Raw genomic sequence first — 24,196 nt, forward strand, 5'->3', positions numbered from 1 at the left:
TTGGATGTGCCCTGGACCGGTCCCGATCTTTCCCCTCCAGGGCTTTTTCTGTATCCTGATGCCCAAGAGTCTCCCTGGAGGTGTCCCCTTGATGGAACCGTCCCCGAGCCCGTCGTTGGACCGTCTGTTCCGCCCCCGAAGCGTCGCCGTGGTGGGGGCTTCCGCCCAGGAGGAGAGCATCTCCGGCAGGCCCCTCAAGCTGCTGCGGCGCTACGGCTTCTCCGGGGCCCTCTACCCCGTGAATCCCAGGCACCAGACCCTGGGGGGGCTTCCCTGCTACCCGGACCTGCTCTCCCTCCCCGAAGCCCCCGACGTGGTGCTGGTGGGGGTGCGGGCGGACCTGGTGCCCGGGGTGATGGAGCAGTGCGGGCAGGTGGGGGCGGGGCACGCGGTAGTCTTCTCCTCGGGCTTCGCGGAGGGGGGAGACCCGGAGGCCCAGCGGCGCCTTGCCGACCTGGCCCGGGCCTCGGGGGTGCGGGTCCTGGGGCCCAACTGCCAGGGCCTGGTCAACCTGGCGGAGGGGATCCCCCTGAGCTTCTCTGCCTCTCTGGACACGGACCGCCGCCCCGTGGGGTCCGTGGGGTACATCTCCCAGAGCGGCGCCTTCGGCTTCGCCTCCTTCGCCATGGCGGCGGACCAGGGGGTGGGGTTCCGGTACGTGGCCACCACGGGAAACCAGGCGGACCTGGACGTGGTGGACCTGGGACACTACATGCTCTCCGACCCGGAGGTGCGTCTCCTGCTGCTCTACCTGGAGGGGCTCTCGGAAGGGGAACGCTTCCTGCATCTCCTGGAGGCGGCCCGGGCGAAGGGGGTGCCCGTGGGGGTGCTGAAGGTGGGGCGCAGCGCCGTCGCCGCGGCCGCCGCGGCAAGCCACACCGCCGCCCTCACGGGGGACGACGCGGTATGGCGGGCCCTCTTCCGGCAGTACGGGGTCATCCCCCTGGAGGACGGGGACGACATCCAGGACCTGGGGCGCCTGGCGGGGAGCGTCCCCCCCCCGAAGGGAAACCGGGTGGGGATCCTCACCACCTCCGGCGGGGCGGGGATCATCCTGGCGGACGCCTGCGCCGACGCGGGGCTGGAGGTCCCCTCTCTCTCCCCGGATCTGCGGGGCCGCCTGGACCCCTACCTCCCCTCCTTCGGCTCCTCCGCGAACCCCGTGGACATGACCGCCCAGGTCATCAACGATCCCCTGGGCTTCCGGGGGTGTCTTCGCGCCCTGGAGGAGAGCCCGGAGGTGGACCAGTCCGTGGCGGTGCTCTCCATGATCACCGGGGAGTCCGGGGAGAGGATGGCGGAGGACCTGTCGTCGGCCTTCGGGGAGGCGAAGAAGCCCCTGGCCTGCTGCTGGCTCATCGACCGGGAGCACGGGGGGCGCTTCGTGGATCGCCTGCGGGCCGATGGAGTCCCCGTCTACTCCAGCCTGGGTCGCTGCGCCCGGGCCCTGGGGGCCCTGTGGCGCTGGAGCCGGTCGACCCCGGAGCCCCCGGTGGACGCGGAGGTCTCCCGCAACCTGCTGGACGCCTTCCCCACCTCCCTGACGGAGCACGACGCCAAACGCTTCCTGGCCCGTCACGGCATCCCCGTGACCCGGGAGCGCCTGGTGACCTCCCGGGAGGAGGCCCTGGAGGCGGCCAGGCAGATCGGCTACCCCGTGGCCCTGAAGGTCATGTCTCCCCAGATCCCCCACAAGACCGAGGCGGGGGCGGTGGCCCTGGGACTGGGGGGGGACGAGGCCCTCACCAACGCCTACGGACGCATCCTGGAGAGCGCCCTGCGCTTCGCCCCGGAGGGGGTGATCCAGGGGGTCCTGGTGCAGGAGATGGTGCGGGAGGGCTTCGAGTGCCTGGTGGGCGTCAAGAGGGACCCCCTGTTCGGTCCCCTGGTGGCGGTGGGCCTGGGGGGGATCTACGTGGAGGTCCTCCGGGACGTGAGCCTCCGCCGGGCTCCCTTCGGTCTCCAGACGGCCCGGGAGATGCTCCGGGAGCTGAAGGGCTACCCCCTCCTCACCGGGGCCCGAGGGCAGAAGCCCCGGGACGTGGACGCCCTGGCGGAGCTGGTGAGCCGGGTGTCCCGCATCGCCGCGGCGGAGCCCTGTCTGGGAGAACTGGACCTGAACCCGGTGTTCGTGGGCTTCCAGGGGGGCGGAGCGGTGGCGGCGGACGCCCTGGTGCTGAGGAGGTGAGGGGATGGATCTGATCTGGCTCGTCCTGGGATACCTGGCGGGTTCCTGCCCCACGGGGTACCTGGCGGCGAAGCTCGTCCGGGGGGAGGACATCCGGCGCCACGGCTCGGGGAACATCGGGGCCACCAACGTGGGACGCCTCATGGGCAAGCCCTGGGCCATCGCCGTGGCGATTCTGGACATGGCCAAGGGGGGCCTGGTGGTGGGGGCGGCGTGGGCCATCGGGGTCCGGGACCCCTGGATCCTGTCCCTGGCGGGAGCGGCGGGGGTGCTGGGGCACAACTACCCCCTGTGGTTGGGCTTCAAGGGGGGCAAGGGGGTGGCCACCACCTTCGGGGTCCTCTTCTTTCTGGACTGGTTCAACCCCTGGCCTGCCCTGCTGGGAGGAGCCATCTGGTACGGGGTCATGAAGGCCACCCGGTACGTCTCCGTGGCGTCCCTGGTGTCCCTGTTCTCCGCCGCCGGGCTGTTCTTCCTGTTCCGCGCCCCCGCTCCCTACGGGATCACCGCCCTGGCCCTGGCCCTCCTGTCCACGTGGCGGCACCGGGCCAACCTGGCCCGCCTGGCGGCGGGAACGGAGAGCCGGGTGGGAGGAGGCCGGTCCTGAGCCCTTCCGCCCCCACCCCGGACCTGCGGGCCCGCCGTCGGGCCTGCCTTCCCGGGGTGGTCTGCGTGGCCTTCGGGGCCTTCATGGCCTCCCTGGACGGTTCCATCGTCAACGTGTCCCTCCCCACCATAGCCCGGGTCTTCCGCCTGGGTTCCGGGGAGGCGGCGTCGGTGATCCTCTCCTACCTCCTCTCCCTCTCCGGGTGCCTCCTGATCTTCGGACGCCTGGGGGACGTGGCGGGGAAGCGGCGGGTCTTCCTCTGGGGGCAGGGGGTCTTCCTCCTGGGCTCCCTGGCCTGCGGCCTCGCCCCCGGCCTGGCCTCCCTGGTGGCCGCCCGGTTCTTCCAGGGGGTCGGGGGGGCCATGCTCACCGTGTCCTCCTACGCCCTCATCTCCCAGGTGGCTCCCCGGGACCTGCTCGGCTGGGGCATCGGCATCCTCACCACCGCCGTGGGGCTCGGCGCCACCCTGGGGGCTCCCCTGGGGGGCTTTCTGACCGATTGGTTTTCCTGGCGTTGGGTCTTCTACATCAACCTCCCCGTGGGGGCGGTCTCCCTCTATGCCTCCCATGCCTACCTGCAAAGAGAGGGGGCGGACCGGTCTCCCCTGGACCTGCGGGGGCTCCTGCGGCGCTTCGACGTCCCCGGGGCGCTCTTCTCCTTCCTGGGGATCCTCCTCCTGGTGTTCGGGCTCAACCGGGGCCGGGAGGAGGGGTGGACCTCCCCTCTCATCCTGGGTTCCCTGCTGGGGGCGGGGATCGCCCTGGGGCTTTTCGCCCTGGCGGAGCGGCGTCACCCGGAGCCCCTGCTGGACCGGGAGCTTCTGGGGCGGCGCGGGTTTCGCGTCCCCGTGCTGGGGTCCCTTCCGGGGTACCTGTTCATCGGGGGGAACACCCTGCTGCTGCCCTTCTTCCTCCAGGGGGCCAAAGGGCTTTCCGCTCAGGGGTGCGGGTTCGCCATGCTGCTCTTCTCGGGGGTCTACATGCTCCTCTCCGGGGTGGGGGGGCGGACCTCCGACCGGATCTCCCCCCGGATCCTCTGCGCCGTTTCCCAGGTCGGGGCGGCGGGGTGCTGCGTCCTCTTCGCCTCCACCCTGCACGTCCCGGGGCTGCTCTTCCCCCTGCTTTTCCTGGTGGGGCTGGGGGTGGCCAACGGCTTCTTCTACCCTCCCATGGGCAACCTCGTCCTGGGGGGAGTGCCCCCGGAGATGAGGGGTTCCGCGTCGGGGATCTTCAGCGTGGCCAACCGGGTGTGCCTCACCCTGGGGGTGTGCCTCTACGAGGCCCTCTTCTCCCAGTGGGCCCCCGGGGGAATCGAAGCCCCCGCCTCCGCCCTGGCGGGTTTCCGGGCGGCCTACCTGGTCGCGGCGGCCCTCTTCGTCGTGGGAGCCCTGTGGATCCTCCTGGTCCCGGGGAAGGACGCTCTCGCGTCGACCTCGCCCCCTTCTCCCTAGATTTCGGAATGCCCGGAGCCCCCGCGTCCCCGGGGGTAACCTTGACGTTTGCTGACCAAAAAGTATAATCGGAGGGAGATCCCCGGCGGGAGGAATGACCATGTCCAGCCTGACCAAGACCATCGAGGACTACATCACCCGGCTGTTCGAGGAAGCGGAGAACAACCAGGTGTCCCTGCGGCGGAAGGAGCTGGCGGAGCGCTTCGGCTGCGTTCCCAGCCAGATCAACTACGTGCTCCGCAGCCGCTTCGCCCCGGAGCACGGCTTCGTGGTGGAGAGCCAGCGGGGGGGGCACGGGTACATCCGCATCGTGCAGCTTTGCCTGAGGGACCCGGAGGAGCGGGTGAACCACCTGGAGGAGCTGGTGGGCAAGACCCTCACGGAGCAGGAGAGCCGTCGGCTTCTGACGAACCTCCAGAACCGGGGGATCCTGACCCCCCGAGAGAGGCTCCTGATGGAGGTGGCCCTGCGCAGCCAGGACGAGCAGGGGAAGACCCTTTTCGACCTTCCGGTCTACCGGAGGGACATGATGCGGGCGGAGCTGATGAGACGCCTCGTCACTAGCCTGGCCCTGGCCTGATCGGAGTCTCCATGCTCTGCGAGCGCTGCGGCCAGAGGGAGGCGGAGGTGCACATCAAGCAGGTGCAGGGAAGCCGGGTGGAGGAACACTGGCTCTGCCGGGACTGCGCCGCCGAGCTGGGGGAGGGGCTGCCCCAGCTCACCCTCACCTTCTCCTTCAAGGACCTCCTCCCCTCCCTGGGGCCAGAAGGCAAGGGGGCGGAGGTCGTGCCCGGAATCGTCTGTCCCCGGTGCGGCCTGACCTACCGGGAGTTCCGTAGGAGCGGCCTGCTGGGATGTCCGGAGTGCTACGAGGCCTTTCGGGAACAGCTCCTTCCCCTGCTGCGCAAGGTGCAGGGGGGGGAGGTCCACCGGGGAGAGCGTCCGTCCCGCCTGCCCGAGGGGCTGGAGGAGCTGGAGTCCCTGCGGACGGAGCTGCAGTCGGCCCTCCACGACGAGGAGTACGAGAGGGCGGCGGCCCTTCGGGACCGCATCCGCGCCCTGGAGGGAGGGGTTCCCCCTGTTTGCCGGGATCCTGGCTGAGGCCCCCCTGGAGTGGCTGGAGGGGCGAGGGGAGGCCCCGCGCACGGTGCTCTCCAGTCGGGTGCGCCTGGCCCGCAACCTGGCGGCCTTCCCCTTCCCCGGGCGGTGCGACGACGGGGTCCGACGGGACGCCGCCGACGTTCTGGCGGCTCTGCTGGAGCGTGTCTCGCCCCTGGTGGGGAGTTCCCGCCTGGGCATCGACGACCTGGACGCCCTCTCCCGGCAGGTGCTGGTGGAGAACCGCCAGATCAGCCCGGAGTTCAGCCGGGGCGGGGACGGCCGGTTCGTGGAGATCGACCGGCGGGGGGTACTCTCCCTCATGGTCAACGAGGAGGACCACCTGCGCCTTCAGGTGGTCCTGGGGGGGCTCAACCTCCGGGAGGCCTGGTGCGTGGCCAGGAGCGTCCACCAAGCCCTGGGGGAGATGGATTTCGCCTTCGACCCCTCCCTGGGGTTCCTCACCGCCTGTCCCACCAACCTGGGTACGGGCCTTCGGGCCTCCGCCATGCTCCACCTTCCCGGGCTGATGCAGACCGGGCAGATGCAGGCGGTGGTCCGGGAGTGCCAGAGGGTGGGCCTGGCGGTGCGCGGGGCCTTCGGGGAAGGTTCCGAGGCCCAGGGGGCGATGTACCAGGTCTCCAACCAGGTGACCCTGGGGCCCACGGAGGAGGAGCTGGAAGACAAGGTCACCCGGGTGGTCCGGCAGCTGGTGGGGGAGGAGCGCAAGGCCCTGGAGGCCCTCCACCGGGCCCACCGTCTGGCGGTGGAGGACCGGGTGAGTCGGGCCTGGGGGTGTCTCCGCCACGCCCGCATCCTGCGCTTCGCCGAGGCGCTGGAGCAGCTTTCTCTGGTGCGCATGGGGGGGGAGCTGGGCATCCTGCCCCTCCTGGACGCGCCCCGGTGGAACCACCTGATGACGGATGCCCAGCCTGCCCGCATGCAGGGGCTGGCGGGACGGGTCCTCTCCCCGGAGGAGCGGGCCGTCCTGAGGGCGGATCGGTTTCGGGAAGCCCTGGCGGCGATGGAGTGACGATCCCGGGGGCCTCTGCGGAGGTTCCCCGGTGGAAAGGCAAGAGGACCCCCGAGGAGGGAGACCCATGTGGCAGTTCTTTACGGAACGAGGCAAGAAGGTGGTGCAGCTGGCCCACCGGGAGGCGCTTCGGTTGGGGCACGACGTCATCGGCACGGAACACATTCTGTTGGGCCTCCTGGCGGAGGGAGAAGGGGTGGCCGCCCAGGTCCTGGGGGCTTTCGGCCTGGACCTGGAAGAGCTGCGCGGACAGATCGAATCCACCGTGGGGAAGGGACAGCCCCGGGAACGTCCCGTGGACCTTCCCTTAAGCCCCCGGGCTAAGCGGGTCCTGGACCTGTCCATGCGGGAGGCCCGGGGCATGGGGGTCAACTACGTGGGGACGGAACACATCCTGCTGGGCCTCCTGGCGGAGGGGGAGGGAGTGGCCGCCCAGGTCCTGGGAAGCCTGGGTCTGGACCTGCCCAAGGTGCGTCAGGAGGTCCAGAGCTTCCTCTCCGGCGCCTCCCCGGACTACGCCGAGGGGGGGCGGGAGCCCGCCGCGGAGGGGGACAAGAAGAACGGCAGCTCCAAGACCCCCACCCTGGACCAGCTGGGCATCGAACTCTCCGACATGGCCAAGAAGGGGGAGCTGGACCCGGTGATCGGCCGGGCCAAGGAGATCCAGCGCCTCGTGCAGATCCTCTCCCGGCGCACCAAGAACAACCCGGTGCTCATCGGGGATCCGGGGGTGGGCAAGACCGCCATCGTGGAGGGGCTGGCCCAGCGGATCATCGCCGGGGAGATCCCGGAGGTGCTCAAGGGCAAGCGGGTGGTGCAGCTCAACGTGGGCAACCTGGTGGCGGGCACCAAGTACCGGGGGGAGTTCGAGGAGCGCATGCGCAAGCTCGTCAAGGAACTCCGGGAGGCCAAGGGGGTCATCCTGTTCATCGACGAGATCCACACCCTGGTGGGCGCCGGGGGGGCGGAGGGGGCGGTGGACGCCGCCAACATCCTCAAGCCCAGCCTCGCCCGGGGGGAGTTTCAGGTCATCGGCGCCACCACCCTGGACGAATACCGCAAGTACATCGAGAAGGACGCGGCCCTGGAGCGGCGCTTCCAACCCATCCAGGTGGAGGAGCCCTCGGAGGAGGACACGGTGAAGATCCTGGCGGGCCTGCGGGACCGTTACGAGGCCCACCACCGGGTGAAGCTCTGCGACGACGCCCTGGCGGCGGCGGCCCGGCTCTCCAAGCGCTACATCACCGAGCGCTTCCTTCCCGACAAGGCCATCGACCTCATCGACGAGGCGGCGGCCCGGGCGCGCCTCAAGACCATGGAGGCCCCGGAGGACCTCAAGGACCTGGAGCGCTCCCTGGAGGGGATCCGCAAGGAGAAGGAGTCCGCGGTGATGGCCCAGGAGTTCGAGAAGGCCGCGCGGATGCGGGACGAGGAACGCCGCCTCTTCGAGGAGATCGAACACCGCCGCAAGTCCTGGCAGAACGACCGCAACCAGGAGGAGCCCCTGGTGGGGGCGGAGGACATCGCCCACATCGTCTCGGAGTGGACGGGCATCCCGGTGCTCCAGCTCACGGAGGAGGAGGCGGCCCGGCTTCTGCGCATGGAGGAGGAGGTCCACCGGCGCATGGTGGGGCAGGACGAGGCCATCGGCGCGGTGGCCCGGGCGGTGCGCCGGGCGCGAAGCGGCCTGAAGGACCCCAAGCGTCCCGTGGGGAGCTTCCTCTTCCTGGGGCCCACGGGGGTGGGGAAGACGGAGCTGGCCCGTTCCCTGGCGGCGTTCCTCTTCGGCAGCGAGGAGGCCCTGGTGCGCTTCGACATGAGCGAGTTCATGGAGCGCCACGAGGTGGCCAAGCTCATCGGCGCCCCCCCGGGCTACGTGGGCTACGAGGAGGGGGGCAAGCTCACCGAGGCGGTGCGCCGGCGTCCCTACGCGGTGGTGCTCTTCGACGAGATCGAAAAGGCCCACCCCGACGTGTTCAACATCCTCCTCCAGCTCCTGGAGGACGGACGGCTCACCGACGGGCAGGGACACTCCGTGGACTTCCGCAACACCGTGGTCATCATGACCAGCAACGTGGGGGCCCAGGACCTGATGAAGGGCCAGACCCTGGGGTTCTCCCTGGACGGGTCCTCGGAGCGGGACCACGCCTGGAGCAAGATGAAGGACACCATCCTGGAGGCGGCTCGGCGCACCTTCCGGCCGGAGTTTCTCAACCGGGTGGACGACATCGTGGTCTTCCGCACCCTGGACCGGGAGGAGCTTCTGGCCATCGTGAAGATCATGGCGGCGGAGGTGACCCGGCGGGCGGGGGAGCAGGACCTGGGACTGGAGCTGGACGAGGCCTCCCTGACCCTGATCCTGGAGAAGGGTTTCGACCCGAAATACGGGGCCCGCCCCCTGCGTCGCACCCTCCAGCGCCTGGTGGAGGATCGGCTGGCGGACCTTCTTCTGGAAGGAACCCTCAGGAGGGGCGACCGGGTCCGGGTGTCCCCCGCGGAGGGGGAGCTGCGGTTCGAGAAGCTCGACGCGCCCTCCGAAGCCGCCGTCCCGGGGGGGGAAGAGTCGGTTTCCTGACGCATTTCGGGACTTGACGGAGGGACCAAGGGCCTCCATGATGCCATCTGTCCGGGGAACCGCCGTAGCGAGGCTCCCGGAAGGGACGTCGCGGCGCACCCTGCGCGTCGTCCCGGAACCATACTAGGGAACCGGCTTGAGGCCGGTCCGAAGGAGGAACGTCCGTGAACGGTTCGCGCTCCGTGCTGCGTCGTGGCGTCGTCGTGGGGTGTCTTCTGGTGTCCCTGGCCCTTCCGGCCTGGGCGGCCCCCGCCTCTGCCCCCAAGGAAGAGCCCCCGGTGATCCGGGTGGGGGCCGAGGAGGTCTCGTCCCGGGAGATGCTCCATGTGTTGGGGATGAACGTGGGGGGCAACGAGATGGCCCTGGGGATGGCCCTGTACCAGATGGACAGGAAGGCCCGGGAGGAGTTTGCCCGGCAGCTGGCGGACGCCCTGCTTCTGGCCCGGGCGGCGGAGGCCAAGGGCATCGCCCTGGAGCCCGCGGTGGCGGCGACGCTCCGCTGGCAGCGGATCCGCACCCTTTCCCAGGCCTACATGGAGCGGGCGGCGGGGGCGTGGGACCTGGGCGATCAGACCCTGAAGCGCTACTACGACGCCCACCGGGACCAGTTCGTCCAGGCCGAGGCGGTGCACGTGCGCCACATCCTGACGGAGGACGAGGCCTCCGCCCGCAAGGCCCTTCTTGCGGTCCTGGGGGGAGCGGACTTCGCCAAGACCGCGGCGGAGCAGAGCCGGGACAAGGCCACGGCGGAACGGGGAGGCGACCTGGAGTGGGTGGAGCGGGGGCAGACCCCCAAGGCCTTCGAGGATCTGGTCTTCTCCCTGAGGAAGGACGCCGTGGGCGGCCCCGTGAAGACGGACTTCGGCTGGCACGTGGTGCAGGTCCTGGAGAAGCGGGCGGCCCGGGCGCTCTCCTTCGAGGAGGCCAAGGGCGAGGTGGCCCAGCGGCTCCAGCGCAGCTATCTGGAGGAGACCCTGAAGAAGCTCCGGGGGCAGACCCCCGTGACGGTGGACGACAAGGCCCTCATGGGTCTGGGGGGCATCCAGGCGGCTCCGTAGGTCCTCCTCTGGACCCGCTGCGAGGATCGGGAAAGAAACAGTGGGCGAGAGGTGGTTTCCTGTGGGCCACTTTTCGCCTTTTTTGCAACTCCCGGTTCCGGGCCCGGAGAGGTGGCAGATTTGTCCGAAGGATTGCAACGTTTTGTGCTGGACACCTTTATAGGGAGCTTTATAATGAGGTGGCCGTGAAGGTATACGAGGCAGCGGCAGCAGAAAGGGAGTCTCCGAGGGGGTGGTGGGGGAAGAGCCGTGCTGAATGGGGAGTCGGTGTCGGTTTCTTATGTCAGAACAAAAAAGGGGAGGTCGCAAACATGTCCGCAAACATCGGGCGAAAGCCCACGTTGTTGGAAGCCTTGATCGTTCTTCTTCTGAGTGCCGCCTTCATCGGAGCGGGAGTGCTGCATTGGGAGGTCTCCGTGCACATCCCCATCGTCGTCGCCGCCACCCTGGCCGCCCTGGTGGGGCGGTTCGTCCTCAAGCGTCCCTGGTCGGACATCGAAGAGGGCATGATCAACGGCATCATGATGGCCATGCAGGCCATCCTCATCCTCTACATCATCGGCATGGTCATCGGCACCTGGATCCCCGGCGGGGTGGTGCCCAGCATGATCTACTACGGCCTGTCCATCCTGAACCCCTCGGTCTTCCTCCTCACCGCCCTGCTCATCTGCTCCATCGTCGCCCTGTCCACGGGAACCTCCTGGGGGACCTCGGGCACCGTGGGCATCGCCCTCATGGGCATCGGGGCGGGGCTGGGCATCCCGGCGCCGGTGACGGCTGGGGTCATCATCTCCGGGGCCTACGTGGGAGACAAGATGTCCCCCCTGTCGGACACCACCAACCTGGCCCCCGCGGTGGCGGGGACGGACCTGTTCCAGCACATCCGGGCCATGATGTGGACCACCGGCCCCACCTACCTCATCGTCTGCGTCGTCGCGGTGGTCTTCGGCATGAAGTACGCCGGGGGCTCCCTGGACGCGGCGAAGATCGCCGCCATCCAGAGCGTGCTTTCCCACGAGTTTGACATCAGCCTCCTGGGCTTCGTGCCCCCCATCCTGGTCATCGGCCTTTGCGTGGCCAAGTGCCCCGCCATCCCGGGGCTCCTGGCGGGGGTGTTCGCGGGAGGCATCATGGCCCTGGTCAACGGCTACGGCATCGGGGACGTCCTGAGCTTCACCCTGGACGGCTACTCCGCCACCCTGGCGGGGGAGATCGCCAACGCCTCGGACATGAACGCCGTGGCCAAGCTCCTGGCGGACAACAACATCGTGGGGCTGGCGCCGGAACTGGCCAAGGAAGTGGGCTCCATGCTGAACGACCTCCTCACCCGGGGCGGCATGATGTCCATGGCCAACACCATTGCCCTGATCACCTGCGCCCTGTCCTTCGGGGGCATCATGGAGCGCTGCGGGTTCCTGGAAGTGGTGCTGGAGGCCATCCTGAAGGTGGTCAAGAGCGTGGGCGGTCTGGTGACCTCGGTCATCGTCTCCTGCTTCCTGTGCAACCTCTTCCTGGGGGACCAGTACCTGTCCATCGTCATGCCCGGCCGGATCTTCAAGAACGCCTTCGAGTGGAAGGGCCTCCACGCCCGGATGCTCTCCCGGTCTCTGGAGGACTGCGGCACCCTCTCCTCGGTGCTCATTCCCTGGAACACCTGCGGTGCCTACAACAGCGGCGTGTTGGGGGTGAAGACGGTGGAGTACGCTCCCTTCGCCATCCTGAACTGGCTGAACCCCCTCGTGGCCATCGCCATCACCTACATGGGCATCGGCATCTCCTGGAAGGGCAAGGAAGGGGAACCCGTCATCGCCCGGACCAAGCCCGCGAACCTGTAGGCAGGAGGGACCTTTCACGTCATGAGTGCGCCGTGTCCGCAGCCTGATCCAGACCCGAGCCGCATCGACTCCCTCTCCGGGAGCCCCATGCCCCTGTGGATGAAGGTTTTCATCGGGGCGGCGGGGGTGCTTCTCCTGGGGACGGCCATGCGGGGCTACCTGACCGGGTCGGGGGATTCCTTGGTGGCCAAGCTCTTCGTGGGGGCGGCGTGTCTCTACGCCCTGGGCTTCGACAAGAAGATGTACGTGGCCGACGAGGGGATCGTGAAGGAGACCAAGACCTGGCTGAACCGAAACCGGGAGGTGTTTCCCTGGGAAGAGGTGAAGTTCGTGACCCTGGCCTTTCGAGGGGGCAACATGATGGCCTTCTTCGAGCGGGGGGTCACGGGGTGGAAGCTCCTCTTCCGGCGGGATCAGGAAGAGCCTATGCGGGCGCTGATCCGCAGGAGGATTCCCCAGGTGGAGGTGGACACGGTGGGCAAGCCCAAGGCCCGATAGGCCTGGGGCGCACAAGACGGCAAAAAGATGCGGCGGGTCCGAAAGGGCCCGCCGCATCTTTACGATCTCCCGCAAGATTGTAGACCCCTTCGTATTTGTATGCTAGTATCCACCTGCGACGCCACGACCTTTCAAGGGGGTATGGACCATGAAGGCATTGCAGATCGGCGCGGGGCTGGTGGGGCGCATCATCGCGGCGGACCTTTCCCGGGACTTCGAGACCACCGTGGTGGACTTCGACCCGAAGAACCTGGAGGAGGCCAGGAAGCTGGCCCCGAAGGCCCGGGTCGTCCAGGGGTCCTGCACCGACGAGGCGGTCCTGGCTCCTCTGCTGGAGGAGGCGGATGTGGTCACCGCCGGGGTGCCCGGGCGGCTGGGCTACGGCCTCATGGAGCGGGTCATCCGGGCGGGAAAGTCCTACAGCGACATCTCCTTCATGGCGGAGGACTTCGAGGCCCTGGACGGACTGGCCCGGGAGTCGGGCTGCGCCGTGGTCCCGGACATGGGGGTGGCCCCGGGGATGTCCAACTTTCTGGTGGGTCGGGGGGCGGCCCTCCTGGACGAGGTGGAGGAGGCGGTCATCTACGTGGGGGGCATCCCGGAGCGGAAGGTCCCTCCCTTCAACTACCAGGTCACCTGGTCCCCGGAGGACGTGATCGAGGAGTATACCCGGCCCGCCCGGTGCGTCCGGGACGGGGCGGTGCGGGAGGTGGAGGCCATGGGGGAGCTGAACCAGAGGGAGTTTCCCCGGGTGGGGGTTCTGGAGACCTTCATCACCGACGGCCTGCGCTCCCTGGTGAAGAACGTGAAGGCCCGCACCATGGAGGAGCGCACCCTCCGCTGGCCCGGGCACGTGGAGCAGATCCGCCTGCTTCGGGACATGGGGCTCTTCGACACGGAGCCTCGAAACCTGGGAGGAGCCTCGGTGGTGCCCCGAAAGGTGGCCTGCGACCTCCTCTTTCCCCTGTGGAAGATGGACCCCGACGCGGGGGATCGGGACCTGACGGTGATGCAGGTGGAGGTGACGGGCTTCAAGGGGCGGGACCGGATCACCCACCGATGGGATCTCTTCGACCGGTATGACGAGGCCACGGGGATGTACTCCATGGGGCGCTGCACCGGGTCCTCCTGCGCCATTTTCGCCCGGGCCCTGGCGCAGGGGCGGATCTCTCGCCCCGGGGTCCATGCCCCGGAAGTGCTGGCAGGGGACGACGCCCTCTACGATTTCGTCCTGGGGCAGCAGTCCGCCCGGGGGCTTCGCTACGTGGAGTCCACCCGGGTGGTGCGGGACGTCCGCTAAAGCTCCAAGCCGAGCCAGCTCGGGAACAGGGTGGGGGGAGGGCTCTGAGCCCTCCCCCCACGTGCGTATAATGACCCCAGCACGGAGAGGAGGAGCGACCATGCTGGAACTGCTGGACCGTCTGCCCCACATCCTGGCCCCCTACCTGAGGCCCCTGGCCACCCTCCTGCTCTGGTGGTTTCTGGACCAGGCGTCGCGGCGTCTCATCCGTCGGTTCGCCGCGGGGGTCCGAAGCCGCTGGGGGGGGGAGGGAAACGGTTCCGGGGTGGAGCAGCGGGTCGACACCCTGGAACACCTGGCTCTGCCCCTGGCCCGGGTGGTCCTGGGGGCCATCCTAGGGCTCTCCTTCCTGGGCAGCCTGGGGATCGACCTGCGCCCCGTGCTGACAGGGCTCGGGGTGGCCAGCCTGGGGATCTCCCTGGCGGCGCAGAACATCCTTCGGGATTTCCTCAACGGCTTCTTCGTGGTGCTGGAAAACCAGTACAACGTGGGGGACGTGGTCACCCTGGGGGGGCACAGCGGGGTGGTGGAGGGGTTCACCCTTCGGGCCACCCGTCTGCGGAACCTGGACGGGGAACTCATCATCCTCCCCAACGGCGCCGTCACCACCGTGGTGAACCAGACCAAGGGGTGGTCCGTGGCGAAGGTGGAGGTGGGGATCCCCTACGAGGCGGACGTCCGCAAGGCCCTGGGTCTCCTGGAGGCCGTTGCGGAGGAGCTGGCCCTGGAGAGGCCCCAGGACGTGCTGGAACCCGCGACGGTGCAGGGGATCGTGGACTTTCGGGACAGCGACGTGCTGCTTCGGGTCCTCCTGAAGACCCCTCCGGGACAACACTGGGAGGTGGGTCGCCAGTACCGGCTGAAGCTCAAGGATCACTTCGACCGGGCGGGGGTGGACTTCGCCTACCCCCGCCTGGACCTTCAGGTGAAGGGCGGTTCCCTGGAACTCTACCGGGGGACCGCCAGCAGGGCATAGGGCAGGGGGCGCTCCCGTCCGTCGGAGGGGCGGTTCACCGTGACCCCCTTCCAGATCAGCTGGGTGGAGCCCCCTCCGTCCAGGTTGAGGGCCGTGACGAGCCCCAGCCTTCGGGCCAGGGCGCGGGTCTCCTCCAGGGTGGTCCCCCGGCTGTGCAGGGTGCTGCGGCCGTCCACCACCAGGAAGACCAGGGCGGACCCGTCGATGCCCACCACCGTGCGGGGGTGTCTCCTGTCCGTCAGGGTGCGGGCGAAGCCTTCGGGGTTGCGGTGGTCCCGTCCTCCCTCCAAAAGAAGAGGTCCTGCCTGGAGCACCCCGGAACATCCCTCGAAGGCCGGAAAGGCCCACTCCGTGCGGATCTCCACCGGGTCCCCCGTCTGGAGCCTCTCCAGAAAGGCCCGGGAGCGTCCCCGGGCCGCCACCAGGAAGGTCGTGCCCGACAGGGCCGTGGGGACCGTGTCGCTTCCCCCTGCGGCGGCCACGACGCCCCCCTCCACCCGCAGGAGCAGAGCGTCCCCCAGGCCCTTGGGCTGGGGGCAGATCTGGGGGATGTACAGGGCCAGGCCGTGGGCGTCCGGGGGGGTGTTGAAGCGGGTCACCTCCAGGCGCGTCCCGGAGGCCTGGATCGCCACCCGGGAGGTGCCGTCCCCGAAGAACAGGTCTCCCCGTTCGGTCCAGCCCAGGGCGGACCGCCCCCCGTAGGCCTTTCCCCCGGGCAGGCCCTCCAGCACCAGGGAGCCGATGGGCCGGTTTCCCGCGAAGAATCCCCCGTTCATCGCCACCAGGGGGCGTGGGTCGGACCGTTCCGCGAACTGGGACAGGGCCAGCCGTCCGAACCCGCCGCTTGCCTCCGCGAAGGGGACCCGAAGGGCGTAGCGCCCCATGTTCACCCGGGCGGCGGCGTAGAACAGCGCCGGGGAGACCTGGGCCTGGAGGGTCACGCAGTTGGCCTGGGGCCACTCGGGGTGCTGCGCCGCCACGTCCAGAGCCGCTTGGGAGGTGGGGAAGGGGCCGATCTGCACCACCGGGCCCGTGGGGGTGGGGACCACCTGGGGGTGCAGCCCCAGGCTCTCCGCCGAGGCGGTCACCGCAGCGCCCCCGTCCTCCAGGGACGTCGCGTCGATCTGGAGGACGAAGCCCTCCTCCGGGGCGCCGCCGACCCCCTCCCGGTGGAGCAGCAGCTCCGCTCCGACCTCGGAGGTCCGGGCCTCCCAGACCAGTCTCCCGGGGCAGAGGGCCACCCAGTCCAGCAGCTTGGGCACCTGCTCGTCCCCCAGGGGATCGGCGGAGGCTTGGCCCAGCTCTCCGGGGAGCGGCGGGTCCAGGGTCTCCGTCACCGTCGGGGCGGGAAGGGACGCATCCCCGGAAGCGGGAGCCCGCAGCCGAGCCAGGAGATCCCGTTCGACTCCCAGTCCCAGGCCTCTCAGCGCCAGGTCCAGGGCCTCCTCCCGGGAGGGGGGGCGATCCGGATCGAAGGGGAGCCCCCCGGGAATCCGCCCTGTGGCCACGGCGGTGCGCAGGGACCCGGCGAAGGGATGGTCCGGGGGGACGTCGGGGGGCAGGCCCCCCGAGGGGATCTGAGAGACTCGAAGGGTCTCCAGGACCCGCCCCAGGAGTTCCGCTCGGGTGACGGCCCAAGCGGGGAGCGAGGAGACTCCGAGGAGGAGAAGGCACAGCAGAAGACGGGAGAGGCGGCGCAGGGTGGGGTTTTTCATCACATCGGTCCTTTCCTTCGCCCCAAGGGCGGCACCCGCCATGGTGCCACGGGGGAGGGAGAAGCGCAACGGCAAAAGAGGCGCTCCCCCTCGGTTGACACGCACCGGAGGGGTCCCTATAATCATCGCTGTTGCACGTTCGGGGCTGTGGCGCAGCGGGAGCGCGCTTCCTTGGCATGGAAGAGGTCGGGGGTTCAACTCCCCCCAGCTCCACCAGCGTGTCGGTGCCGGTTCTCTTCGAGGACCGGCCTTTTTTTGTGCCCCCCTTCCTGCTTGGGGGCTCCGGAGGCAGCGAAGGAGGTGGCTCCATGGTCCGTGGGCGGTTCTGACGCGATTCCCGCAAGGGGGTGCATGGCATGCACCCCGGAGGGTACGCATCGTCCCAACCCCGGGTCGGAGAGCTTCCCCGGTCATCGGTTGTGCCTTGAGGGCCTGACCCCTGATCCCGCGGTTGGGTGGACGGCGGTTTCCCCGCCGTGGGAGAAGGGAGCATCGTTCGATGAAGCGCCTCGTTTCCTGGATTCTCGCCCTGTCCTGCCTTGTTCTGATGGCAGGACAGGGATTCGCGGCGACCCGGTTCCTGAGCATCGGGACCGGTCCCGTGGGAGGGACCTACTACCCCGTGGGGGCCACCATGGCCAAGATCTGGACGGATCGGGTGCCGGACCTGAAGGCCACCGCCCAGTCCACCGGCGGAACCCGGAACAACATCCAGCTCATGGGCAAGGGGGAGGCGGAGGTCATCTTCGCCGACGGCCTCTATTACGACGCCTACAACGGCCGCGGCCACTACAAGGACAACCCCCAGACCTTCCTCCGCGCCCTGGTCCCCCTCTATCCCGAGGCGGTGCACATCCTCATCGCCAAGGGCAGCAAGATCCGCACCCTCCAGGACCTGAAGGGCAAACGGGTCTCCGTGGGGGCCGTGGGGGGTAGCGTGTCCCTCACGGCGAACCAGGTCTTCCGGGCCGTGGGCATCAACCCGGCGAAGGACATCACCCTCTTTAACCTGGGGCATGCGGAGTCCGTCCAGGCCTTCTCCAACCGGCAGATCGACGCGGCCTTCACCGTGGGGGCCATCGGCATCGCCAGCGTGGTGGAGCCCACCACCCTGGGGCTGGTGGATTTCCTGGACGTGCCCGACGGAGTGGTGCAGCGTCTCGTGGCCGAGACTCCCTACTACGCTCCTCTTACCATCCCTGCGGGGTCCTACAAGGGGCAGGACAAGCCCGTGAAGACCTTCAGCAGCCCCAACATCCTGGCGGTGGACAAGAAGCTGGATGCGGCCCTGGCCTACCGGCTGACGAAGGAACTCTTTGCCCACAAGCCCGAGCTGGTGGCGGTGAGCGCCCGGATGAGCGCCCTCTCTCCCGAAGGGGTGGCGGCGATCCGCATCCCTCTCCACGTGGGAGCCCGGCGGTACTTCGAGGAGATCGGAGTCCTGCCGAGGAAGAAATAGCTTCCCGCGGCAAGGCCAAGGTCCAAAGGGAAGCCCGGGGTTCGGCGTTTTCGCCGAGCCCCGGGCTTTTTTTGTGGATCACCTGGGATGGTCCTTGACATGCCTTACAAAAAAGAGGTACAAGACTTCATTGTCGGGGTTGCTTCCCCCTTGGGAGCCAGCCCTTCGGGAACGTCCTCTTGTGGGACGCTACATCCCCGGGACGGTCATCTTCTGGTAGCCCTTGGGCACCTCGAAGAGCCCCGCGGGCTGGGGACCCACCTGGAGGTTCTTCAGCTCCTGGCTCCACTTTCCCGCAGGGTCGGCGGTCCTCATGGCGATGCCCGTCTTGGGGTCGATCCACTGGAGGAAGGTCTGGGTGCCTCCCTTGGCGGACTGGACGGTGACCTTCCACTTCTCCGTGGCCACCCCGTTCACCACCTCGGCGCCCATCTTCTGCCGGTTCACGGAGACCCCCTCGTCCTGTTGGGCCACCAGGGGATTGGCCTTCTCGGGGCGGAAGGGCTGTTCCATGTACATCTTTTCCCCGGGCTGGACGATCCAGACCAGCCGCCGGTCCAGCCGGGTGATCACCTGGGCCTCCTGAGTGTCCATGCGGAACATGCGGTCCCCCGAGTAGAATCGGTACGAGGTGGTCTCTCCGGATCCTTTGGATACCACGTCGGCCCGGTACTGCGTTGGGGCGGGGGCCACGGCCCAGGCGGGGACGGAAAGGGCCAGCAGGGCGGCGACGGCGAAGAAGCGGCAGAGGTTCTGGAAGGCGGTTCGGATCGTCATGAAGGTTCCTCCTTGCGGGTGGGGTGTCCCGCCGGGGACGATGTCCACCGGCGGGTTTTCTTTCTGATACTATAAACAGAACATTGCTTCGGGAACAATAGGAGGTGTCCTCATGGCAGGGGATTTCGAAAGGACCATGTCGGAGGTGGATCCGCAGATCCACGGGCTGATGGTGCGGGAACAGGGCCGTCAGAGGGAGGGGTTGGAACTCATCGCTTCGGAGAACTTCGTCTCCCGGGCGGTGCTGGAAACCCAGGGATCGGTGCTCACCAACAAGTACGCCGAAGGATACCCTCACAAGAAGTACTACGGAGGGTGCGAGTTCGTGGAGTCCATCGAAGAGATCGCGGCGCAGCGGGCCTGCGCGCTCTTCGGGGCGGAGCACGCCAACGTGCAGCCCCACTCCGGGAGCACCGCCAACATGGCGGCGTACTTCACGGTGATGGAACCGGGGGATACCCTGCTGGCCATGAGTCTGGACCAGGGAGGGCACCTCACCCACGGGCACCCCCTGAACTTCACCGGCCGGATGTATCGCATCGTGGGCTACGGGGTGGACCGGGAGACGGAGACGGTGGACTACGAACAGGTGGCTCGCCTGGCCCGGGAGCATCGTCCCAAGGTGATCGTGGCCGGGGCCAGCGCCTACCCCCGGTTCCTGGATTTTGCCCGCTTCCGGCAGATCGCCGACGAGGTGGGGGCGGTGTTCATGGTGGACATGGCCCACATCGCCGGACTGGTGGCGGGGGGCGTGCACCCCAGCCCGGTGCCCCACGCGGACTTCGTCACCACCACCACCCACAAGACCCTGCGGGGACCCCGGGGCGCCCTGGTCCTCTGCCGGGAGCAGTACGCCAAGGACCTGGACCGCACGGTCTTTCCGGGCATCCAGGGGGGTCCCCTGGTGCACGTCATCGCGGGCAAGGCGGTGTGCTTCGCCCTGGCGGCGAGGCCGGACTTCCGGGAGTACGCCGCCGCGGTGACGGCCAATGCCCAGGCCCTGGCTGTGGCCCTCCAGTCCCGGGGTTTTCGCCTGGTCTCCGGGGGGACGGACAACCACCTTCTCCTGGTGGACCTTCGATCCAAGGGCCTCACGGGCAAGAAGGGGGAACAGCTCCTGGACTCCGTGGGGATCACCTGCAACAAGAACATGATCCCCTTCGACCCGGAGAAACCCCTGGTGACCAGCGGGATCCGCCTGGGCACCGCCGCCCTCACCACCCGAGGCATGGGGGGCCGGGAGATGGAGGCCGTGGCGGACGCCATGGATCGGATCCTCTCCCGCCCCGACGACGAGGCCACCGCCGGGGAGGTGCGCCGGTCGGTCCGTTCCCTGAGCGAGGGATTCCCTCTCTACCCCAGCATGGTGGAACCCTGGCCCGAATCCAGGTAGCATAGGGGGCAGCATCGGGACGAGAAACCCGCCCCTGAAGGGCAAAGGAGTCGAGCCATGGAAGCGTTTGTGCTGGATTGGAGCTACGAGACCTGGGTGGAGCGCCTGGCGGAGCTGGGACAGCCCCGATTTCGGGCGGACCAGATCTGCAAGTGGATCTATCGCAAGAGGGTCTTTCGTTTCGAGGACATGACCGATCTGAGCCTGGAGCTTCGGGAGAAGCTCCAGGCCCTTTGGTCCTGTGGGATCCCCGAGGTGGCGGCGGAGCAGGTCTCCCGGAAGGACGGGACCCGAAAGCTCCTGTGGCGTCTGGGGGACGGGCAGTCCGTGGAATCGGTGCTGCTGGATCAGGAAGGGCGGCGCACCGCCTGCATCTCCACCCAGGTGGGGTGTCCCCTGGGCTGTGCCTTCTGCGCCACCGGCCAGTCCGGCTTCGTGCGGAACCTCTCTCCCGGGGAGATCGTGGGGCAGTTCCTGGGCATGGAGGCTCGCTACGGGGAGCTTCAGGGGCTGGTCACCATGGGCATGGGAGAGCCCCTGCTCAACGCCGATGCGGTGTTCCTGGCCCTGGGTGCCCTCAAGCACCCCAAGATGCGGGGACTGGGGGTTCGGCACATCACCCTCTCCACCTGCGGGGTGGTTCCGGGGATCCGGGCGCTTGCCGCCTCGGGGCTGGGAGTGCGCCTGGCGGTCTCCCTCCATGCGGCCAACGACGCCCTGCGGGACCGGCTGGTCCCCCTGAACGCCCAGTACCCCCTGGCGGAACTGCGGGAGGCCCTGGTGGACTACCAGGAGGTCACCAGGGACCGGATCAGCATCGAGTATGCCCTCTTCGAGGGGGTGAACGACGACCCCTCCCAGGCCCGCCAGCTGGGGGAGTACCTTCGGGGACTGTCGGTGTTCGTGAACCTCATTCCCGGGAACCGCTCCCTGGAGGACGCCTACCGACGTCCCCCCCGCTACCGGGTGGAACAGTTCCAGGGCATCCTGGAACAGCAGGGCTTCGAGACGGCGGTTCGGGTGGAACGGGGCTCGGACATCGACGCCGCCTGCGGCCAGCTTCGCCAGCGGGTGGAGGGAGCGGAGGGAGGAAGGCCCCTCGGGGTCCTGCCCCCGGAACCGGAAAGGCTTCCCCGTCCCGCCGCCCCGGCACCGAGGGACAAGGGGGTCTCTCCTTCCCGGAAACCCCGTCCCCAAGGGGGGGGAAACCCCTCCCGGGAGAACCGCCCCCACCGTCCGGGAGAACCGGATCGTCGTCCCTATGCCGGGCCGCCCCGGTCGGGTCGCCCCGCCCCACAGGGGAAGGGGGATCGTCCGGGAGAGCCGGATCGTCGCCCCTATGCCGGACCGCCCCGGTCGGGTCGTCCTGCCCCGCAAGGGAAGGGGGATCGCCCGGGAGAGTCGGAGGGTCGGCCTCGCACCCCCGCAGGGGGAGAGAGGGGAAGGGATTTCCGTCCCCCTCGGGAGGACGGGCGCCCGGACCGGGAGAACCGTCCCCACCGTCCGGGAGAACCGGATCGTCACCCCTATGCCGGGCCGTCCCGGTCGGAGCGTCCCGCCCAGGCAAGGGAGGGGACCCATCCGGGGCGAACCGGGGCAAGTCGGGAGGGTTTTCCAGCGGAAGATCGTCCCCGCGGTCCCCGGGGAGACGATCGGCGTCCCGGACGTTCCCCGTCCCCCACGGGGCGTCCGGATCGGGAAGGCCCCCGGGATCGCCGGGAGGGGGCCGGTCGACCCTTCGGACCCCGAAGCCAGGGGGGCGAAGGACCTGCCCCGGGACAGGACGCTCCGCGTCGTCGGGACGATGCGGGCCGGGGAAGCTCCGGGTCGCAGGGAGGTAAGCCTCGTCCCTCCGGTCCGGGGAAGGGACGTCCCTCCGGAAGCGGGGACAAGGGGCGGCATCCCGCGGGAGGGGGGCGTCCCGCACACCCTCAGGCTCGCCGGAAAACCGGGAAGAAGGACTGAACGATTCGGTCCCGATCTCCGCACGTCGGAGGTCGGGACCGGTCTTTTGCGCCGTTCCGGAAGGGGGAGAGGGCGCTGCGGGGGGCATAGAGAAAGGGACCCCCTCTTCAGGAGGTCCCTCGCTCTTCAATGGCAGTCCCAAGGGGATTCGAACCCCTGTTTTCGGGCTGAGAACCCGACGTCCTAGGCCCCTGGACGATGGGACCGAAACTCGTTGTTTGGCTGGGGAACCTGGATTCGAACCAGGATTACCTGATCCAGAGTCAGGCGTGCTGCCGTTGCACCATTCCCCAACGACCAGCGCGAGATGGAGTTTACCATAGCCTCCCAGGGCTGACAAGTCTCCGGTCTTTTCGGGACTTGTCTTCCCCTCGGCACAGGGAACGGGGGGGCAAGGCCTCTTCTGGTCCCTCCTCCTCGTCCATGGTAGGATAATCGCTTGGAAGGGAGTTGGAAGGATGCGAAATTCAAACGCTTCGCGCAGCGGGTCCCGCAGGTCGCGTAGCGGAGGGCAACATGGACAGACGAAAAAGGGGAGACCCGCCGGGGAACTGCGTTGGGTTCCCCTGGGCGGGATGGGCGAGATCGGGAAGAACCTTTCCTTCTTCGAATACGGCGAGGAAATCCTCGTGGTGGATTGCGGCCTCAAGTTCCCGGAGGAGGAGATGCTGGGCATCGACTTCGTGATCCCCGATGCGCAGTACCTGGTGGAGAATCGCCATCGCATCCAGGGCATCTTCCTGACCCACGGACACGAGGACCACATCGGAGGTCTTCCCTTCATCCTCCCCAAGCTGGACGTGCCCGTCTACGGTACCCGGCTCACCCTGGGTCTGGTGGAGAATAAACTGAACGAGGCCTGCCCCCGGTATCGCCCCAAGCTGGTGGAGATCCGGGCGGGGGAGACCACCCAGGCGGGCTCCTTTTCCGTGCAGGGCATTTCGGTGTGCCATTCCATCCCCGACAGTCTGGGCTTTGCCATCCGGACTCCCGTGGGGCTGGTGGTCCACACGGGGGACTTCAAGCTGGACGCCACCCCCATCGACGGGCGGATCACCGACTACAGCGCCTTCGCGGAGCTGGGCAAGGAGGGGGTTCTGCTTCTCCTTTCCGACTCCACCAACGTGGAGCGGGAGGGCTTCACCGCTTCGGAGCGCACGGTGGGGCAGACCTTCGAGCAGCTCTTCCGCCTGTACAAGGATCGGCGCATCGTCATCTCCACCTTCGCCAGCAACCTGCACCGGGCCCAGCAGGTCTTCCAGACCGCCGCCCGATACAACCGCAAGGTGGCCCTGGTGGGGCGCAGCATGATCTCCTACGTGGAGCTGGCCCGCAAACTGGGCTACGTGGATGCCCCGGACGATCTCTTCATCTCCCAGCAGGACATCGAGTCCACTCCCCCGAACCGCCTGGTGGTGCTCACCACGGGCAGCCAGGGCGAGCCCTTCTCGGGGCTTGTCCTCATGAGCAAGGGGGAGCATCGGCAGATCCGCCTGGGTTCCAAGGACCTGGTGGTCATCTCCGCTACCCCCATCCCGGGAAACGAGAAGCTGGTGAGCCGGACGGTGAACCTGCTTTTCGCCTGCGGGGCGGAGGTGGTGTACGACCGGAGCCAGGCCATCCACGTTTCCGGACATGCCTCCAAGGAGGAGCTGAAGATCATCCTCAGCCTGGTGCGCCCCAAGTGTTTTGCCGCGGTCCACGGGGAGTACCGGCATCAGGTGCGCCATGTCCAGCTTGCCCGGGAGTTGGGAGTTCCCGCCAAGCAGGTCTTCGTCCTGACCAACGGGGACGTGCTGAAACTGGTGGACGGGAAGGGGCAGATCTCCGGCCGGGTGCCTTCGGGATCCGTGCTGGTGGACGGGGTGGCGTTGGGAGAGTCCGAGGGCAGTCTGCTGCGGGAGCGGCGGGAGCTGGCGGAGGACGGTCTCATCGCCCTGTCCCTGGTGGTGGACGAGCAGTTCCGCATCGCCTCTCCCATCTCCATCGAGAGCAAGGGGTTCCTGCACTGCCAGGACGCCAAGGACCTCTATCGGGAGATGGAAGGGGCGGTGCGCAAGGCCCTGGAACCCCTGGCGGGTCACCCGGAGACGGACCCGGACTCGGTGCCCACCCTGATCCGCAAGAAACTTCGGGACGTGCTGAGCCGTTATTCCCGCACCTACCCCACCCTGATCCCCCTGGTGACCCGGTTGGGGCAGCCGACCCCGACCAAGGGGAGGAAACGCTCCGCGGCGTGATCGCTCTGCACCAATAATCTGGGTTCCT

The 24,196-nt window shown here is 68.5% G+C and carries 18 protein-coding genes and 3 tRNA genes; 17 read left to right on the forward strand and 4 right to left on the reverse strand.

Going from position 1 to position 24,196, the window contains the following annotated elements:
- Positions 1-91: 91 nt before the first annotated feature.
- The 12 genes from APAU_RS03870 (at position 92) to APAU_RS03925 (ending at position 14,619) form a co-directional block, all read left to right on the forward strand.
- Positions 92-2,188: an acetate--CoA ligase family protein gene (locus APAU_RS03870; protein ID WP_006300381.1), complete on the forward strand. Its 2,097-nt coding sequence runs from the start codon at positions 92-94 to the stop codon at positions 2,186-2,188.
- A gap of 4 nt (positions 2,189-2,192) precedes the next feature.
- Positions 2,193-2,795 carry a glycerol-3-phosphate 1-O-acyltransferase PlsY gene (gene plsY / locus APAU_RS03875; RefSeq protein ID WP_006300382.1) on the forward strand — a complete coding sequence of 201 codons (603 nt, stop codon included), beginning with the start codon at positions 2,193-2,195 and terminating at the stop codon, positions 2,793-2,795.
- Between the two features lie 56 nt (positions 2,796-2,851).
- Positions 2,852-4,246 carry an MFS transporter gene (locus tag APAU_RS03880; RefSeq protein WP_006300383.1) on the forward strand — a complete coding sequence of 465 codons (1,395 nt, stop codon included), beginning with the start codon at positions 2,852-2,854 and terminating at the stop codon, positions 4,244-4,246.
- A gap of 100 nt (positions 4,247-4,346) precedes the next feature.
- Complete coding sequence (locus APAU_RS03885) at positions 4,347-4,826, forward strand: CtsR family transcriptional regulator (RefSeq protein WP_006300384.1); 480 nt, start codon at positions 4,347-4,349, stop codon at positions 4,824-4,826.
- 11 nt (positions 4,827-4,837) lie between these two features.
- Positions 4,838-5,347, forward strand: a complete 510-nt coding sequence (locus APAU_RS03890; protein ID WP_006300385.1) for a UvrB/UvrC motif-containing protein — start codon at positions 4,838-4,840, stop codon at positions 5,345-5,347.
- Positions 5,348-5,393: 46 nt separating this feature from the next.
- Positions 5,394-6,377 (forward strand): ATP--guanido phosphotransferase, encoded by a 984-nt coding sequence (locus APAU_RS14595; protein ID WP_006300387.1) that lies wholly within the window; start codon positions 5,394-5,396, stop codon positions 6,375-6,377.
- Between the two features lie 67 nt (positions 6,378-6,444).
- Positions 6,445-8,952, forward strand: coding sequence for an ATP-dependent Clp protease ATP-binding subunit (locus tag APAU_RS03900; RefSeq protein ID WP_006300388.1), 2,508 nt, complete (start codon positions 6,445-6,447; stop codon positions 8,950-8,952).
- Between the two features lie 164 nt (positions 8,953-9,116).
- The gene (locus APAU_RS12505; RefSeq protein ID WP_006300389.1) at positions 9,117-10,010 is read left to right on the forward strand and encodes a peptidylprolyl isomerase; all 894 of its coding nucleotides are present in this window, start codon (positions 9,117-9,119) and stop codon (positions 10,008-10,010) included.
- 311 nt (positions 10,011-10,321) lie between these two features.
- Positions 10,322-11,845, forward strand: a complete 1,524-nt coding sequence (nhaC, locus tag APAU_RS03910; protein WP_006300390.1) for a Na+/H+ antiporter NhaC — start codon at positions 10,322-10,324, stop codon at positions 11,843-11,845.
- A 21-nt stretch (positions 11,846-11,866) separates the two neighbouring features.
- On the forward strand, positions 11,867-12,343 hold the full coding sequence (locus APAU_RS03915; RefSeq protein ID WP_156789425.1) for a hypothetical protein: 477 nt from the start codon (positions 11,867-11,869) through the stop codon (positions 12,341-12,343).
- A gap of 148 nt (positions 12,344-12,491) precedes the next feature.
- A complete protein-coding gene (locus APAU_RS03920) occupies positions 12,492-13,643 on the forward strand; it encodes a saccharopine dehydrogenase family protein (RefSeq protein ID WP_006300392.1) in 1,152 nt (383 codons plus the stop codon).
- 100 nt (positions 13,644-13,743) lie between these two features.
- A complete protein-coding gene (locus APAU_RS03925) occupies positions 13,744-14,619 on the forward strand; it encodes a mechanosensitive ion channel family protein (protein ID WP_006300393.1) in 876 nt (291 codons plus the stop codon).
- On the opposite strand, the gene APAU_RS12510 is transcribed toward APAU_RS03925, so the two are convergent.
- Entirely contained in the window at positions 14,592-16,334 is a 1,743-nt protein-coding gene (locus tag APAU_RS12510; RefSeq protein ID WP_006300394.1) for a phosphodiester glycosidase family protein, read from the reverse strand. The genes APAU_RS03925 and APAU_RS12510 overlap by 28 nt on opposite strands.
- Positions 16,335-16,475: 141 nt before the next feature.
- Between APAU_RS12510 and APAU_RS03935 the strand changes: the two genes are divergently transcribed.
- A tRNA-Ala gene (locus APAU_RS03935) sits at positions 16,476-16,550 on the forward strand.
- A 283-nt stretch (positions 16,551-16,833) separates the two neighbouring features.
- Positions 16,834-17,793: a TAXI family TRAP transporter solute-binding subunit gene (locus tag APAU_RS03940; RefSeq protein ID WP_006300395.1), complete on the forward strand. Its 960-nt coding sequence runs from the start codon at positions 16,834-16,836 to the stop codon at positions 17,791-17,793.
- Positions 17,794-17,982: 189 nt separating this feature from the next.
- Here the strand turns inward: APAU_RS03940 and APAU_RS12515 are convergent, their stop codons facing one another.
- Positions 17,983-18,570 (reverse strand): DUF4412 domain-containing protein, encoded by a 588-nt coding sequence (locus APAU_RS12515; RefSeq protein ID WP_006300396.1) that lies wholly within the window; start codon positions 18,568-18,570, stop codon positions 17,983-17,985.
- Positions 18,571-18,682: 112 nt separating this feature from the next.
- Here APAU_RS12515 and APAU_RS03950 point away from each other — a divergent pair, with 112 nt between their 5' ends.
- Positions 18,683-19,963, forward strand: a complete 1,281-nt coding sequence (locus APAU_RS03950; protein WP_006300397.1) for a serine hydroxymethyltransferase — start codon at positions 18,683-18,685, stop codon at positions 19,961-19,963.
- Positions 19,964-20,020: 57 nt separating this feature from the next.
- Positions 20,021-21,928 carry a 23S rRNA (adenine(2503)-C(2))-methyltransferase RlmN gene (rlmN, locus tag APAU_RS12945; protein WP_006300398.1) on the forward strand — a complete coding sequence of 636 codons (1,908 nt, stop codon included), beginning with the start codon at positions 20,021-20,023 and terminating at the stop codon, positions 21,926-21,928.
- Between the two features lie 130 nt (positions 21,929-22,058).
- On the opposite strand, the gene APAU_RS03960 is transcribed toward rlmN, so the two are convergent.
- Positions 22,059-22,134: transfer RNA gene (locus tag APAU_RS03960), tRNA-Glu, on the reverse strand.
- 13 nt (positions 22,135-22,147) lie between these two features.
- A tRNA-Gln gene (locus APAU_RS03965) sits at positions 22,148-22,221 on the reverse strand.
- Between the two features lie 165 nt (positions 22,222-22,386).
- Between APAU_RS03965 and APAU_RS03970 the strand changes: the two genes are divergently transcribed.
- Complete coding sequence (locus tag APAU_RS03970; RefSeq protein ID WP_006300399.1) at positions 22,387-24,168, forward strand: ribonuclease J; 1,782 nt, start codon at positions 22,387-22,389, stop codon at positions 24,166-24,168.
- Positions 24,169-24,196 lie beyond the last annotated feature (28 nt).

It is taken from the genome of Aminomonas paucivorans DSM 12260 (assembly GCF_000165795.1).
GTDB classification, from domain to species: domain Bacteria; phylum Synergistota; class Synergistia; order Synergistales; family Synergistaceae; genus Aminomonas; species Aminomonas paucivorans.